This is a genomic window from Roseateles agri, assembly GCF_034043675.1.
Lineage (GTDB): Bacteria > Pseudomonadota > Gammaproteobacteria > Burkholderiales > Burkholderiaceae_C > KK5.
On the sequence record NZ_JAXCLA010000009.1, the window covers coordinates 305,670 to 320,958 of the forward strand.

The 15,289-nt window shown below is 64.0% G+C and carries 17 protein-coding genes and 1 pseudogene; 11 read left to right on the top strand and 7 right to left on the bottom strand.

Annotation, left to right across the window (positions count from 1 at the left end):
• The 9 genes from SNE35_RS26530 to SNE35_RS26570 all read left to right on the top strand — a co-directional run bounded on the left by SNE35_RS26530 (position 1) and on the right by SNE35_RS26570 (position 8,863).
• A complete protein-coding gene (locus SNE35_RS26530; protein WP_320426049.1) occupies positions 1–807 on the top strand; it encodes an aspartate dehydrogenase in 807 nt (268 codons plus the stop codon).
• 17 nt (positions 808–824) lie between these two features.
• Positions 825–2,303: an aldehyde dehydrogenase gene (locus tag SNE35_RS26535; RefSeq protein ID WP_320426050.1), complete on the top strand. Its 1,479-nt coding sequence runs from the start codon at positions 825–827 to the stop codon at positions 2,301–2,303.
• Positions 2,300–3,271 carry a VOC family protein gene (locus tag SNE35_RS26540; RefSeq protein ID WP_320426051.1) on the top strand — a complete coding sequence of 324 codons (972 nt, stop codon included), beginning with the start codon at positions 2,300–2,302 and terminating at the stop codon, positions 3,269–3,271. The genes SNE35_RS26535 and SNE35_RS26540 overlap by 4 nt, the downstream gene beginning before the upstream one ends.
• A gap of 34 nt (positions 3,272–3,305) precedes the next feature.
• Positions 3,306–3,527, top strand: a complete 222-nt coding sequence (locus SNE35_RS26545) for a recombinase-like helix-turn-helix domain-containing protein (RefSeq protein ID WP_320426052.1) — start codon at positions 3,306–3,308, stop codon at positions 3,525–3,527.
• 23 nt (positions 3,528–3,550) lie between these two features.
• Entirely contained in the window at positions 3,551–4,582 is a 1,032-nt protein-coding gene (locus SNE35_RS26550; RefSeq protein WP_320426053.1) for an aromatic ring-hydroxylating dioxygenase subunit alpha, read from the top strand.
• A gap of 77 nt (positions 4,583–4,659) precedes the next feature.
• Entirely contained in the window at positions 4,660–5,628 is a 969-nt protein-coding gene (locus SNE35_RS26555) for a PDR/VanB family oxidoreductase (RefSeq protein ID WP_320426054.1), read from the top strand.
• Positions 5,629–5,655: 27 nt separating this feature from the next.
• Positions 5,656–6,738, top strand: a complete 1,083-nt coding sequence (locus SNE35_RS26560; protein WP_320426055.1) for a porin — start codon at positions 5,656–5,658, stop codon at positions 6,736–6,738.
• Between the two features lie 36 nt (positions 6,739–6,774).
• Entirely contained in the window at positions 6,775–8,037 is a 1,263-nt protein-coding gene (locus tag SNE35_RS26565; RefSeq protein ID WP_320426056.1) for an MFS transporter, read from the top strand.
• Positions 8,038–8,083: 46 nt separating this feature from the next.
• Positions 8,084–8,863 carry an FRG domain-containing protein gene (locus tag SNE35_RS26570; RefSeq protein WP_320426057.1) on the top strand — a complete coding sequence of 260 codons (780 nt, stop codon included), beginning with the start codon at positions 8,084–8,086 and terminating at the stop codon, positions 8,861–8,863.
• A gap of 13 nt (positions 8,864–8,876) precedes the next feature.
• Here SNE35_RS26570 and SNE35_RS26575 read toward each other — a convergent pair whose 3' ends face one another.
• The gene (locus SNE35_RS26575; protein ID WP_320426058.1) at positions 8,877–9,497 is read right to left on the bottom strand and encodes a DUF4336 domain-containing protein; all 621 of its coding nucleotides are present in this window, start codon (positions 9,495–9,497) and stop codon (positions 8,877–8,879) included.
• On the opposite strand from SNE35_RS26575, the gene SNE35_RS26580 reads away from it, so the two are divergent.
• Entirely contained in the window at positions 9,428–9,985 is a 558-nt protein-coding gene (locus SNE35_RS26580; protein WP_320426059.1) for a hypothetical protein, read from the top strand. The genes SNE35_RS26575 and SNE35_RS26580 overlap by 70 nt on opposite strands.
• Positions 9,986–10,101: 116 nt before the next feature.
• On the opposite strand, the pseudogene SNE35_RS32145 reads toward SNE35_RS26580, so the two are convergent.
• The 3 genes and pseudogenes from SNE35_RS32145 to SNE35_RS26590 all read right to left on the bottom strand — a co-directional run.
• Positions 10,102–10,368 (bottom strand): annotated as a pseudogene (locus SNE35_RS32145) (LysR substrate-binding domain-containing protein); the annotation flags it as partial.
• 176 nt (positions 10,369–10,544) lie between these two features.
• A complete protein-coding gene (locus tag SNE35_RS26585; RefSeq protein ID WP_320426060.1) occupies positions 10,545–10,715 on the bottom strand; it encodes a hypothetical protein in 171 nt (56 codons plus the stop codon).
• A 318-nt stretch (positions 10,716–11,033) separates the two neighbouring features.
• The gene (locus tag SNE35_RS26590; RefSeq protein WP_320426061.1) at positions 11,034–12,029 is read right to left on the bottom strand and encodes an alpha/beta fold hydrolase; all 996 of its coding nucleotides are present in this window, start codon (positions 12,027–12,029) and stop codon (positions 11,034–11,036) included.
• A 302-nt stretch (positions 12,030–12,331) separates the two neighbouring features.
• Between SNE35_RS26590 and SNE35_RS26595 the strand changes: the two genes are divergently transcribed.
• Positions 12,332–12,937, top strand: coding sequence for a TetR/AcrR family transcriptional regulator (locus SNE35_RS26595; RefSeq protein ID WP_320426062.1), 606 nt, complete (start codon positions 12,332–12,334; stop codon positions 12,935–12,937).
• Positions 12,938–12,988: 51 nt separating this feature from the next.
• Here SNE35_RS26595 and SNE35_RS26600 read toward each other — a convergent pair whose 3' ends face one another.
• The 3 genes from SNE35_RS26600 to SNE35_RS26610 form a co-directional block, all read right to left on the bottom strand.
• Entirely contained in the window at positions 12,989–13,519 is a 531-nt protein-coding gene (locus SNE35_RS26600; RefSeq protein ID WP_320426063.1) for a hypothetical protein, read from the bottom strand.
• 83 nt (positions 13,520–13,602) lie between these two features.
• Positions 13,603–14,328, bottom strand: a complete 726-nt coding sequence (locus tag SNE35_RS26605; RefSeq protein ID WP_320426064.1) for an SDR family NAD(P)-dependent oxidoreductase — start codon at positions 14,326–14,328, stop codon at positions 13,603–13,605.
• Positions 14,329–14,440: 112 nt separating this feature from the next.
• Positions 14,441–15,178, bottom strand: a complete 738-nt coding sequence (locus tag SNE35_RS26610) for a hypothetical protein (protein WP_320426065.1) — start codon at positions 15,176–15,178, stop codon at positions 14,441–14,443.
• Positions 15,179–15,289 lie beyond the last annotated feature (111 nt).

The following is a 15,289-nucleotide window of genomic DNA, read 5'->3' on the forward strand; positions in this document are numbered from 1 at the left end:
ATGTCGTCCTCCCCCATTCGTCTCGCCCTGGTCGGTTGCGGTGCCATCGGCAGCGCACTGCTGGAGCTGATCCACGGCGATGCCGGCCTGCAGGTCGTCGCGATCGTGCTTCCGCACGGCGCCCCGCGCTGCGAGGCGGCGCAGCGCCTGGTGCCCCACGCGCTGCAGGTCGAGTCGGTGCCGACGAGCGGCATTGACCTGGTTGTCGAGGCGGCCGGCCATGCGGCGATCGAGCAGCAGGTGCTGCCAGCGCTGCGCCGCGGCATTCCCTGCATCATTGCCTCGGTTGGCGCGCTGTCGGCGCCGGGCCTGGCCGAAGGCCTCGACGCAGCGGCCCGCTCGGGCCACACGCAGGTCCAGCTGATCGCCGGAGCCATCGGAGCCATCGACGCGCTGGCCGCCGCCCGCCTCGGCGGCCTGGACCTGGTGCGCTACACCGGCCGCAAGCCGGTCCATGCCTGGACGGGTACACCCGCTGAGCAAGCTTTCGAGCTCGGCGCGCTGAAGGGGCCGGTCGTCATCTTCGAGGGCAGCGCCCGCGAGGCCGCGGCGCGCTACCCGAAGAACGCCAACGTCGCGGCCACTGTCTCGCTGGCCGGCCTGGGCCTGGACGGCACGACGGTGCGCCTGATCGCCGACCCCGGTGTGCAGGAAAACATCCACACGGTCGAGGCCCAGGGGGCCTTCGGCAGCTTCGAGCTGGTGATGCGCAACAAGGCGCTGGCCGGCAATCCCAAGACCTCGGCGCTGACCGTCTATAGCGCGGTGCGCGCGGTGCGCAACCACGTCGCCGCCGTCTCCATCTGAACGCAGGACTGCAGAACATGATCTCCGACGTACTGCTCCCCATCAATGTCGCGGGCCACTGGCGCCTGGGCGGTGGCGACATCTACGAGAGCCTTTACCCGGCTACCGGCGAACCGATCGCCCGGCTGCGCGCGGCCAGCCTCGATGATGTCGAGGAAGCGATCCAGGGCGCCGCCCGCGCCTTCCGGACCAGCGGCTGGGCCCAGCGCCTGCCGCACGAGCGCGCCGCGGTGCTGCATCGCGTTGCCCAACTGATCCGCGACAACGCCGAGGCGCTGGCGCAGAAGCAGCGCCTGGACAATGGCAAGCCGATCAAGGAAACGCGCTCGCTAGTGGCCAGCGCCGCGGCCACCTTCCAGTTCTTCGCGGCGGCCTGCGAGACGCTGGAGGAGAGCATCACGCCCTCGCGTGGCGCCTTCGTGACGATGAGCGTGCACGAGCCGATGGGTGTCGTCGCGGCGATCACGCCGTGGAACTCGCCGATCGCCAGCGAAGCGCAAAAGATGGCGCCGGCCCTGGCGGCTGGCAATGCGCTGGTCGTCAAGCCGGCCGAGGTGACGCCGCTGATGGCGCTGGAGCTGGCCCGCATTTGCGAAGAGGCGGGCGTGCCACGGGGGTTGATCAGCGTGCTGCCGGGCAAGGGCTCGGTGATCGGCGATGCGATCACCAAGCACCCGCTGGTCAAGCGCGTCTCCTTCACCGGCGGCACGACGACCGGTCGCCACATCGCCCACATCGCGGCCGACAAGATGATGCCGGTCTCGCTGGAGCTGGGCGGCAAGTCGCCGACGATGGTGCTGGAGGATGCCGACCTCGACCACGCGGTGGCCGGAGTGCTCTACGGCATCTTCAGCAGCTCGGGCGAATCCTGCATCGCGGGTTCCCGGCTCTTCGTGGCGCGCAGCCTCTACGACGAATTCCTGACCCGCCTGGCCGAGGGCGCCCATGCGCTGCGCGTCGGTGACCCGGCCTCCGAATCCACGCAGATGGGCCCGCTGATCACAGCCAGGCACCGCGAGGGCATCGAGCGCTACGTGGCGCTGGGCGTCAGCGAAGGGGGCCGCATCCGCAGCGGCGGCATGCGCCCGCGCGGCACGGCGCTGGACAAGGGCTACTTCTACACGCCCACGATCATCGAGGGCCTGACGAACAGCGCCCGCACGACGCAGGAAGAGATCTTCGGCCCGGTGCTGGTGGCGATGCCCTTCGACTCCGAGGAGCAACTGATCGAACAGGCCAACGACAGCGTTTACGCGCTGGCCGCCGGTGTCTGGAGCCGCGATTTCAAGCGCGCCTGGCGCCTGGGCCGCGCGGTGCAGGCCGGCACCGTCTGGATCAATACGTACAAGCAGTTCTCGGTCTCCACGCCCTTCGGCGGCTGGCGCGACTCGGGCCTGGGCCGCGAGAAGGGCCGCGAGGGGATCCTGCAGTACATGGAGCAGAAGAGCATGTACTGGGGCACCAACGAGCAGCCTCTGCCCTGGAGTGCAGCATGAGCGTGCTGGGCATCGACGAAATCACCTACGCGGCCGACGACCTCGCCGCCTGCCGCAGATTCTTCGCCGACTGGGGCCTGACGTTGGTGGACGAGAGCGCGCAGATGTTGCGCTTCGAGTGCCTGAACGGCTGCCGCGTCAACGTCGCCGCGCTCGGCATGCCGGGCCTGGCCGAAGGCATCGAGGACGGCCCGACGTTGCGCGAGGTCGTCTGGGGCGTCGCGGACGACGCCCAGCTCGCCAGGTATGCCGACGCACTGGCCGGGCAGCCGGGCTTCGTGGACGGTGTCGTCGACGGCGTACGCCGCATCGGCTGCACGGACCCGAACGGCCTGGCCCTGCGCCTGCAGGTAACGCGCAAGACGGAGCTGCAGCTGCCGTCCGCGGTGATGAACACCTGGAGTTCGCGGGAGCGCGTCAATCAGCCTGCGCCGATCTACGAACGTGCGACTCCGATCGAGGTCGGCCACGTCGTGTTCTTCGTCGCCGACGTCGCCGCCTGCGAGAAGTTCTACACCGAGCGCCTGGGCTTCGCTGCTTCCGACCGCTACCCGGGCCGCGGCGCCTTCCTGCGCTGTGCGCCGGACGGCGGCCACCACGACCTGTTCCTGTTGCAGTTGCCCTCGGGCAAGCGCGGCATCAACCACGTGGCCTTCACCGTGCGCGACATCCACGAGGTGTTCGGCGGCGGCCTGCATTTCTCGCGCTGCGGCTGGGAAACCCAGCTCGGCCCGGGCCGGCACCCGGTGTCGTCCGCCTACTTCTGGTACTTCAAGAACCCGGCCGGCGGCCTGATCGAGTATTACGCCGACGAGGACCAACTGACCGGCGACTGGCAGCCGCGCGAGTTCGAGCCCGGCCCGACGGTGTTTGCCGAATGGGCCGTCGACGGCGGGCTGGACGGGCACACGCGCCGCCAGAAGAACGTCGCCGGCCCCGAGGGCAAGTTCCTGACCGAGAAGAAGTAAGTCGTCCGCACCCCATTTCCTAGGAGACCGCGTCATGTCACTGGACCGTTACCTGCAGCCCCACCAAGCCCGCCGGCGCGCGCCGACGACCTACGAAGACCTGCTGGGCGATGCGATCGAGCGCGCCTTCGCGGCCGGCATTCACGACCTGCCGGGCCTGGTCCGAGCGCTGAACGGCAGCGGCCTGGCCTCGCCCAGTGGCAAGGCCTGGACCGAAGAGATCTATCGCCAGGAAATCGCGGCGCTGGCCGCCTGACCCAGCCGCACCGGAGCGCCACGATGAACACCATCCCCATCCACCAAGATCCCGTCGACCAGTTGCTGGAGATCGGCCTGAAGGATCTCTGGTATCCGATCTGCCCCTCGAGCTTCATCAAAGAGAAGCCGGTGTCGCTTCGTCGCCTGGGCCGCAAGCTTGCGCTCTGGCGCGACCATGAGGGCGTGCTGCATGCGCTGGAAGACCGCTGCCCGCACCGCGGCGCGCCGCTGTCGCAGGGCGTGATCCTGGGCGACCGGCTGTCCTGCCCCTATCACGGCGTCGAAGTGCGCTGCGATGGCGTGACGGTGAGCGTGCCTGGCAGCCCTGGCTGCAAGCTCGAAGGCCAGCGGGCCACGCGCTCCTTCCACGTGCGCGAAGTCGCCGGCGCGGTCTTTCTCTACAACTCGGCCGAGGACGTCGACACGCCGCCACCGCTGGTCCTGCCTGAGCAACTGACCGACGACGCCGAGTATTCGAATTTCCTCTGCTATGCCGAGTGGAAGGGCGACTACCGCTATGCGCTGGACAACCTGATGGACCCGATGCATGGCACCTTCCTGCACAAGCAGTCGCACTCGATGGCCGAGGGTGATTCGACGGCGAAGTTCAGCGTCCGCCAGACCGACACCGGCTTCTTCTTCGAGAAGGAAGGCCAGCGCGACGTGAACTTCGACTGGTCCGAGTGGGGCGACACCGGCATGCACTGGGTGCGGCTGGCAATTCCGTACCCGAAGAGCGGCGGCCCGGGTGGCAACTTCATCATCATCAGCGGCTATGCCCCGATCGCGCGGGACAGGTGCGCGGTGTTCTTCTGGCGCTGCCGCAAGCAGCCGCCGGGCTGGCAGCGCGATACCTGGCACTTCCTCTATCGCAATCGCCTGGAGGCCCGCCACTGGGCCGTGCTCGAGCAGGACCGCGTGATGCTGGAGGACATGGAACTCGACGCCAACCAGCACGAGAACCTCTACCAGCACGACCTCGGCCTGGTGCGGCTGCGCCGCCTGCTGAAGAGCACCGCGCAGGAACAGATCGACAGCCGCGCGCAGGCCTAGCAAGACCTGGCGCCGGCGCTCAGGGGCTCGCCATGTCGAGCCTCGAGGGCGGAGCCATACCCGAAGGAGAGACCCACATGTCCTCATCCACGCTGAATGCCCTGGTCCACACGATGCGCTTCGAGGCCGAAGGCATCATCAGCATCGAGCTGCGGCCGGCGACGCCGGAGGTCGAGTTCCCGCCCTTCGAGGCCGGCTCGCATGTGGACCTGCACCTGGCCAACGGCCTGGTGCGCAGCTACTCGCTGTGCAACTCCGCCGCCGATCGCGGGCGCTACGTGATCGGCGTGCTGAACGACCGCAAGAGCCGTGGCGGTTCGCGCTATGTGCACCAGCAGCTGCGCGTGGGCATGACGCTGCCGATCTCGCCGCCGCGCAACAACTTCAGGCTCGAGGAGTCGGCCCCGCACTCGGTGCTGGTGGCTGGCGGCATCGGCGTGACGCCGATGCTGAGCATGCTCAAGCGCTTGAGCGGGCAGGGTCTGTCGGTCGAGATGATCTATTGCGCGCGCAACCGCCGCGAGGCGGCCTTCTGCGACGAGATCGCGGCGATCTGTGCGGAGCGGGGCGTGACATTGGCCTGGCATTTCGACGAGGAAGCCGGCGCGCCGCCGAAGCTGGCCGAGCTGCTGGTGGGCAAGGGCGCGGACAGCCACTTCTATTGCTGCGGCCCGACACCGATGCTCGACGCCTTCGAGAAGGCCTGCGAGCAGCTCGGTTGCAGCAACGTCCACATCGAGCGCTTTGCTGCGATCCACGTAGAGGCGCCGGCGGCGGTGCAGAGCTTCGTCGTGCAGTGCGCGAAGAGCGACCGGACGGTCGAAGTCCCGCCGGGCAAATCGATCCTCGACAGCCTGATCGACGCGGGCCTGAAGCCCGACCACAGCTGCAAGGAAGGCGTCTGCGGCGCCTGCGAGACCCGGGTGATCGACGGCCTGCCCGACCACCGCGACGGCGTCCTCTCGAAGAAGGAGAGGGAGGCGGGCAAGACCATGATGATCTGTGTGTCGAGCTGCAAGAGCGAGCGCCTGGTCCTGGATATCTGACATTCAACTCAACCGGTTCGACATTCGATGAAAAAGCGATTCGCCCTGATCCCGCTCGCCCTCGTTGCAGCCCAGGCCGCCACGGCCGCCGACTCCGGCGTCACCGTCTTCGGCGTGATGGACAACAACGTCACCTACGAGAAAGCCGGCGACAGGCACATGACCACAGTCGGCAGCAGCGGCAACGTGTTCAGCCGCCTCGGCTTTCGCGGCACGGAGGATCTGGGCGACGGCATGTCCGCTGGCTTCTGGCTTGAGATGGGCCTGTTCAGCGACAGCGGCACGCTGCTGACCACCAGCACCAACAACCAGGGCGCACCGGCGGCCGGTACCTTCTCGCGTCGCGCGACGGTGAGCCTGGAAGGCAGCTTCGGTGAGATCCGCCTGGGCCGCGATCACACGCCGACCTTCTGGAGCACCGCACTGTTCGATCCCTTCGGCACCGGCGGTGGCATCGGTGCCAACCACTTGTACTTCGACTCGCTGGTCAACGGCTTCAAGCCGACCGGCACGCGTGCGTCGAACAGCGTCGGCTACTTCCTGCCGAGGAACCTGGGCGGCGTCTACGGCCAGCTGATGTTCGCGGTGGGCGAGCTGGGCGCGGGCACGGCGAACGCTCATGACGGCGACTACAGCGGCGCTCGAATCGGCTGGACGGATGGGAAATTCAACGGAGCCTTGGCCTACGGCGTCACCAAGTACGCCAGTGGCGACTACATGCAGGCCAACCTGGGCCTGTCCTATGTCTTCGATGCCTCGCTGAACTCACTCAAGCTGATGAGCGAGATCTACAGCGACTCGATCGGCGCGCCCGCGGCCGGCGGCACGACGCAGCGCGGTCACGGTGCGCTGATCGGCTTCCAACTGCCGGTCGGCTTCGGCACCGTCAAGGGAGCGTACGCGCTCTACAAGACCAATGCCGTCAACGATCCGAGCAGCTCGCGCGTGTCGCTGGGCTATGTGTACAACCTGTCCAAGCGGTCTTCCGTCTATGCGACGGCCGCGCATGTCAGCAACCGGCACGGCTCTACCGCCAGCCTGGGCGGTATCACCGATCCGTTGGCCGGCGCCACCTCCGGCGTGCAGACCGGCATCACCCACGTGTTCTGACCACCGCCGGGCCCCGGCCTGACGAGGAGACTTCAAATGCAAGACGGAAAATCCATGCGCTGGCTCGGCGTGATCACGCTGTTCGTGCTGGTCGCCGTGTCCTACATCGACCGGATCAACATTGCGGTGCTGATCACGGATGCGTCGTTCCTCGAGCACATCGGCCTGGACAAGGCGGACCGCGTCAGCCAGGGACTGCTCGCCACCGCCTTCATGGTCGGCTACGGCATCTCGTCGATCGTGCTGACGCCCTTCGCCGCGACCGTGCTGGGCGTTCGGCGCAGCCTGATCATCGGCCTGCTGTTGTGGGGCGGGGCTACGTTTGCCTCGCCGTACTTCCACAGCTACGGACTGCTGCTGGCCTCGCGCTTCGTGCTGGGCGTCGCCGAAGGACCGGTGTTCGCGCTGGCCAGCGCCTACATCAAGGCCTACTTCTCCAGCGAGGAGAACGGCAAGCCGAACTCCTTCGTCAACATGGGCACGGGCCTGGGCCTGGCGCTGGGCTATCCGCTGGTCGGCTACCTGCTGGCCACGCAGGGCTGGGACAGTTCGTTCTACGCGCTGGGCATCCTCAACATCGTGCTGGGCGTGCCGCTGGTGCTCGCCTTCGTGAAGATGCCGACCCATGTCAACAACGCCTCGCAAGCCTGGTCCAACGGTGTGTCGGTCGGTCGCATCGTGCGTGGCGCGCTGCAGACCCGCCACCTGCTGCTGATCACGATCATGACTGCGGCCTTCCTGTCCTACCTCTGGGGCAGCAGCAACTGGCTGCCCAGCTACCTGAAGGTGGCGCGCGGTTTCTCGCTGCGCGACATGGGCTGGCTGGCCTCGCTGCCGCAGTACGCGACCGTGGTCGCGGTACTGATCGGCGGCTTCGTCATCGACAAGATGCCGCGCGCCAAGGTGCCGTTGATGTTCGTGTTCTGCAGCATCGGCGTGGGCCTGTCGGTGCTGACAGCAATCCAGGTCGAGGACCGCTACGCCGCCACCTTCGCGTTGATCGCGGCCAACTTCTTCTGGGGCCTGATGAGCCCGGCCTATCCGAGCATGGCCCAGCACTTCGCCAAGACCGAGCACATCGCCAGCGCCTACGGGGTGATCAACGGCGTGGGCAGCCTGGTCGCCGGCTTCATGCCGACGATCATGGGCGGCCTGATCGCCGGTGCCGCCACCCCGCGGATGGGCTTCCTGGTCGGCTTCGGCGCCTTGATCGGCACGCAGGTGGTCGTGCTGGCCTGCGGGCTGAAACTCTACGTCGGCGAGCGACGTGTGATGGCACAGCCACTGCCGGCGCACTGATCGGAACGCGACCCTGTCGCTTCATCCCGACCCGAGGGACGAAACCATGGAAACGCTGGAAATCCGAAGCTGGGCGCATTTCGTCGAGTGCGTGGATGCGCTCGATGGATGCGCTTTCCGCGGACAGCGCGTTGCCGATTGGCCGCTGGCGAGCTCGCTGTATCGGCGCCTGCTGGCCTATTGCCCCGACAAGGCCACGTGGCCCGAGCGGGAGGCACGCGCCCTGCGAATCTTCCGGCGCAAGGCCCACATCTACCTCGCGGATCCGCAGGTGCTTGACGATGACCTTCGCTGCCTGGCCATGATGCAGCACCATGGCGCGCCGACTCGCCTGTTGGACTTCACGAAGTCTCCATTCGTTGCGGCCTTCTTCGCGCTGGAGCGCTCGGATGGGAATGCCGCCGTCTTCTCGCTCGATACGCCGGCGCTGTGGAAAGCTGCACCGGCCCTCTCACCGGACCTCCGTCGCGATGTCATCGATCCGCGGCGGCCCGGCAACTTCGCCCGATACTTCGCGATGAATGACCGACCCGTCCTGTGGTGCGGCGAGCCGGCGAGGATGGACAGCCGCTTGGTCGCGCAGTCGGGGCTGTTCGTCGTTCCCGGCCAGATCCAACAGCCACTGGATCAGATCCTGGCCCACTACGACGCGCCCGTGCCCTTGCTCAAGCGCTTGGTCATCCGCGCAAGCCTGCGGAACGCATTCATGCGTGAGCTGTATCGGATGAACATCACGGATGCCACTCTGTTCCCCGACCTGGACGGACTGGCGCGTTCGATTGCATTCGAACTGGAGGTGGTGTGGTCGGGTGGTGTGAGCGACTGAGACGCGATTCAGGTCAGCTTTGACCTGACTTACCGCAGAAGGCGCGGAACAACCTTGCAGTACGAGGAAATTTTTGCAGTCGCGGAACGTCGGGCCGTTTTTCTGCGAGGCCCGGAGCACCGTAGACCACGGCCGCGGGAAAGGCCGCGGCGCATGGGGTCAGGAACAAGTGATGCATCTTGTTGGGTGTGACGATCGCGCGCACGACGCCCAAGATGTCGAGCTCGGCGCGCAAACCGTTGTCCAGCGGAATCGGCGAGTGCAACCACAAGCTATCCCCGTCGAGTCGAACGACAGTCATGCGTGTCGACACCGACAGCGGACCGACCCTGAAGTTGTGTGTGGCATGCAAAATTCCGGGAGAGAGTGCAATCAGACAGTGCGTGAAGCTTCGCTTCGAGTTCAGGGTAAGGCGATGGTCGTGGCTTCTAGCGCACCGGTCTTGAACGATTGCGACACTTGGACGTCCGCAATTCGAAGCCGCCACCCGACGTTGGAGACAGGATTGTCCGCGCCGTCCGAATGGGAGAATGGACGCATTGCACACGAGATGCGGAGGCACCAATGGAACTGATTGGCCACTTTCTTCCGAGCTACCAGTTCGCGGAGGAACACAGCCTTTATGTTCCAGCATCTCCAGCGGCTGTTCTTGACGCGGCCAGCAGGCCGGACGTGGTCGACGATCCGATAGCGCGCCGGTTGATCGCGCTCCGAGAACTGCCGACTCGCTTGATGGGACGGCTGGGATTTGAGTCCACCCTGGCAGGACGCTCCGCGTTCGGTGCTGGCGACTTCACGCTTCTGGGTCGCGACGGTGACCGCGAGCTGGCATACGGACTGGCCGGCCGCTTTTGGCGCTCCGACTATGGCCTGGTCCCATTGATCGACGCCCAAGATTTTGTAGCACTCAATGCTTCGGGATTGGCAAAGCTCGTACTCAATTTCTACGCCCAAGTTGAAGGCAGCGGCACCCGTGTGACAACGCATACCCGCGTTTGCTGTGGTGACGCTTCAGCCTATCGGCGTTTCCGTGCGTATTGGTTCCTTATCCGGCCAGCCAGTGGACTGATTCGGCGACGTTTGCTGATGCGCGTTCGCGAGGCTGCGCTTTTGGCACCATGAGCTAGCTGACACGGAGTGCTACCGAGTAGACCGTGCCTGCGGCTGCCGCCCAGCGTGGGTCTCGTCGAGGCTGCCAGGGTCGACTCCAGCGTCATCGGTCAGGGCCCAGCTGCAGCTCAAGCTGAGCATGCGGGTGCCGCAGAGCATGAGCATCGTGTTGAGATTAGTCGCAGCGGCTTCCGCGCGGACCTCCAGTGGGGCAATGCCGCAGCGGGCCACCAGCACGTACAGTTCGCTGCGCAGGCGTGTGTCCGGCGGGGGGGCAGCAGCCACTGTTGCGTGGCCAGATCCTCGAACTTCATTGCCCGGCGGCGCTGCAGCGGATGGGCCGCATCGGCAAGGACGCGGAGTTCGTCCTCGTACAGCGGCACGGTGGCGACGTCGGCAGGAAGCGGGCTGGGCTGTGGCGCGGATTACGGCGTCCAGCTTGCCATTCTTCAGGTCCGCCGTCAGGTAGCGCATCAATCGCTCGGTCAGATGCAGCCGGGCGGCCGGCCGGCCGCTCCTGGAGCATCTGGCCCGCCAGTCGCAGCATGTGCTCGGTATCGGTCGACGGGCTTTAGCCGATTCGCAGGATCCCCAGTTGACCCGTCTTCATCCGGTGCAGTTCGTTGACGGTGTCGTCGAACTTCATTTGGATGCGCCTAGCGCGGCGCATGAAGGCCTCGCCCGCGGCCATCGGCAGCACGCCCTTTGGATGTCGCTCGAAGAGTGGAATGCCGGCCAGCACATCTAGCCGCGAGATCGCGTGGTCAGCGCGGATTGGGTCAACCCCGGGGCCCCCGCCGACCGCCCGACATGCCGATGCTCCGCGATGGCAATCAGGTAGTCGATGTCATTGAGGTTCATGGCGTTGCGGGGAGTCGAATCGCTGAGGAAGCGATCGCGTTTCAAGAACGCACTGGGATCGTGGCCTCGAAGTTACTCAAGGACGGTCCGCATATCCGTTCTGACGAACTTAAACCGAGGCGATTGACGGCGAACGCCGGGTCTCGGTGCGTTCGGCTCGATGTGCAGACCTTCTTTTGCGGCCCGACAGGCTGTGCTGTCAGATCGCTCGTCGCAAAAACTCTCGTGTCAGTTCAGCGATCTCGCCACTCTTGTCCGCCAGTGCGCAATGGCCGCTATCCATCAGATGGATCTTCGCATCCGGCAGTACTTCTCGATAACGCAACTGGTTCTCACCGGAGAAGAGGATGTCGTTCTTGCCACTGACGATCAGCGCCGGCGGGTTCTGAGCGGCGAAGTACTCTTGAGCCGCCTTCAAGGTCGCACCGTTGGTGCGAATGTCATAGAGAAGGTCGAGCGAGGTTTCGGCAGCCTCCGGGCGCTGCAGAAGGGCATGATCCGACTGCCACTGTTCAGGGTCTACCAACGATATGTCGCGCACGCCGACTACGTAAAGGTCGCGGACCACCTCGGCGCTCAAGTAGTGGGCGCGTGCCTTGTCTCGGCTCTGGGAAGTCCCATCCTTCCAGTATGGAACGAGGGGGCCGAACCACGGGCTTTCGCTCAGGAAGAGGGGATTGTTCTGCGCTATCAGGGCCTTGACGCGCTGAGGCGACTTCAGCATCAGTCGATATCCAACCAGGCCGCCAAAATCTGTCGCATACAGGGAAAACTGTCGGATACCGACCTTGTCCACAAACTTGTTCATGACGTCGCCGAGCGTGTCGAACGTGACGCCAGCACCGGATCGACTGGGCATGCCGCTGTTGCCGAAACCAGGATAGTCGGGGGCGAAGACGTGGTAATCCGTCGAAAGCTCGCGAATCAGATCGCGAAACATCGCCGACGACGAGGGCCAGCCGTGCAGCATCAGCACAACGGGCGCACCGGGCGCGCCGGCCTCGCGGTAGAAGATGGGAGACCCATCAATATCGATGCTGTGATACCGGGTCGGATGCTCCGGACTGCCACTACGCGAGGTCTTGGTATTGGATGCAGCGCCTTTGTCTTGAGGTTCGGCGACAGCAATGCTGGTTGCCAGCGCTGCTGCGGAGCCGGTGATGAGCCGGGCAGAGAAGGAACGACGGGTATGCATGTTCAGAGCTTTTCCTGAAGGAGTTGAGGGCGATGACCTGAGCACATTGGCAGCGAATGTCCAGCCGACGCAATCCGTGGGCGATCGGTGGACTTCCTGGCGATCAACGTGGGTCCGCTTGGTCATCGCCGCGACGTGTCGACCCACTGGTAAACGATATCGTTTACTACAATCAAAGGTAAACGATATCGTCTACACTGTCAACACTCAGGCATCGCTCGGATTGCCGGACTGGGTGGAAAGTACAGGTGGATGTGCCAATGGATTGACCTGGTGCATCTGTTTGATCGCAAGGACGTCGAATGGACAATGAGCTGGAGATCGAAGGCAAGAAGTTGGAGATCGTGAAGTACGCCTTTGATCGATTCCTTGAAGGCGGCTTCCATGCGACGAGCATGGAGGCTGCGGTGGCGGGCAGTGGCATCTCCAAGCGCACGCTCTACAAGTACTTCTCATCGAAGGAAGACTTGATAGAGGCAGTGCTGTGCCTGTATGGCGCGAATGTCGTGCACGAGCTTTTCGGCCCGGTTGAGCACATCCTCGACGCGCGAGAGCAGATCATTGAGTTCTTCAACGCTCGCAAGTTCTCCGATCGAATGCTGACGCGAGGTTGCCTGGGCATGAATGCCGCGCAGGAGTACGTCGGCAAGAATGAGGACATCGTCAGGCTTGGGATCAAAGCCAGTTCCCGTGGCGAGGAGAAGTTCCTAGAGTTGTGCAAGCGAGCGGGCTACCCCGAGCCGAGACGCCTGGCGAAGCAACTGAACCTCATTCTCCAGGGGGCATTGGCACTCGCTCACGCGGCAGACGATGTCGCCCCTTTTCTGCTCGCAAGGGATGCGGCAACGGCGATCCTGGAAAGTGCGGAACGCGCCCAGGCTGCAAGCGCAAAAACTGGGCACGTGTGATTCAAGGGCTGGACGCGATCCGCGACGGACGCCTCGCAGCCCAGTTCCTCGTCAGTCTGCAGAGCCTGCTTTGACTCGCTGCGCCACGCCGGTGACGGTGCCTGTCGCAGCCAACTGGCCGGCCTGGTTGTAGATCTCCTGCTTCAGGTCCACGGTCCAGCTCTGGCCGTCTTCGCTCAACACAATGGTGCCCGGGAGGATGACCTTGGAGAATTGACCAGACTTTGGATCGAAGAGCATTTTATGGATGGTCAACGTGTAGTGGCGGCAATCCTTGGCCGCCCATGCTGCATAGCCCGGACTCGTATTGCCCACCGTAGTGTTCAGATCCACCGAGTCCGTTTCGGTAAAGGTGCCACCCTGATTGATGGAGACGATCACCGTGGCTTTCCCGAGCAATTGGAAGTCCAGGTGCCCGTCCCAGATGCCGACAATGGGATTGTAGGTACCGGCACGGCACTCCTCATCACGGCCATGCATGCTGGACGGATCGTGCCTAGTGTCGGCCTGCGCGTTCGGTCCAACGGCCAAGGCACCGGCAAGCAGGACGGGCAGCACCAGAAGTCGCTTTGAGAGATTCATTTGACTTTCTTTCATTTCTTCGTTTGGTAAGGTACAGGGGAACGTGGGAATTGCGGGAGCGGATGATTCGTTTGAGGTGATCTTCACGAGCCGAGATGCAGCGTGCGGTGCTCCAACTTTCGGTTGTCGGTGGACCACAGTTGCTCTGCCTGCTGCGCCATCGGATCAGGAAAGATGTAGGTTTGGCCTTCAACGATGCCTTTCACGATGTTGATCGCGGCATGCTCCGGTGTTGCCTTGTCCGGATACGGGACAGGAGTCGAGAGCTCGGTCTCGATCGGGCCGGGGTAGATGCCCAAGACGGTGATGTTGTGCTTCTCCATGCTCCCGCGCAGGGACTGCGTGAGGGAGTGCAATGCGGCCTTCGATGCTGAGTAGCCCGCCATGACAGGGATGGCAGAGAGGCCTACAACACTGCTGATGTTTGCGATGGTTCCAGACTTGCGCGAGATGAACTGCGGCGTGAACGCTCTTAGCACACGCAGCGTGCCGAAGAAGTTGGTCTGCATGTCGTCTTCAAAGGTTCTCCATTCGCTAGAGATGTAGTCCCCGAAGGCAAGGGAGCCGGCGTTGTTGATGAGCACGTCGACGTCCTTCGCCACGGCGGCAGCGGCCCTGACCGATGCGTCGTCGTTGATATCAAGCTGGAGTGGTACGACCCGCGAGTCTGTGAACGAGGGCAATGTTGCCAGTGTGCGGGCGGCGGCGTAGATCTTCGCTACTCCGGTTTTCAGAATCTCTCGGACGATCGCGGCGCCAATTCCTCGGTTCGCACCGGTCACGAGAATTACCTTGTCAGAGAGTGTCATAGTCTGTCCTTTATTCGTAGATTGCCGCTGGCGAAAAGTAGTCCACCGGCCAGTCGTCGCCAGCGATGGCATTCAATGGCAGGCGTTTGGAACGCGGGCGTTCCGTCCAAGTTCATGAAATAACGATGGATTCGAGGTCGAGTCGAAAAATCGACGGGGCAGCGAGATGCGGCCGGTCGCTCGGATCGCGGAACACCACACGACGGTGCGTCGGGACCAAAAATCCATCGAAGATGCCGTGATCGAATGAGTAGTGAGCAGCCGATCCACCCGAGACATCCGGGGAGTAGTCATTGCGGACGAGGTAGCCTGCGTCATTGAAGTAGAACTTCTGTTCACGGCAGTGAACGTGCATTCCGGAAGGAAAGCTTGCCTTCAGAACCCGCCAGGTCTCACCATTCTCTTGATGCTGCGCCAGTTCCTCGCACTGCACGCCGTCCTTGGCGAGCAGGAACGGCATGGTCATGTAGTTGTGAAGCGCATATCCAATGAAGTAGAGAAACTGACTCTCGCTCCATGGCGTCTGGGGCTGATAGCCAGCGAATGACTCCCGTGGTCCTTTGAGCATCGACAGCTGCACTCCCGCAGCAGTCTCAATCCTCACGTGGTCGGTCTCGAAGACCCCCCGATGTCCCGACACCGGAAAGGGGGTGATGAGCGTCCTGGTCTGTTGCGTATCGACCTTGACCAAGACATCCCGCAGTCCATTGGGTTGCTGCTTGACTTCGAGTGCGCGACCACGGAGCGTCAGTCGAAAGTCGATCGTGCGCACGCGGCGCCAGTTCTCCAGGCCGCCGTGGGCATCCAGTACCTTTTCCAGTAGATCTGACATGGGGTCCTCAGACTTCATCGATTGCAGGATTGACGCGATATTTCTATCCGCATCTGTCTAAAGTAAACGTGGTCGTTTACCTGTGGGTTGAACGGTAAACGATGTCGTATACCCACTCATTTCGCAAGG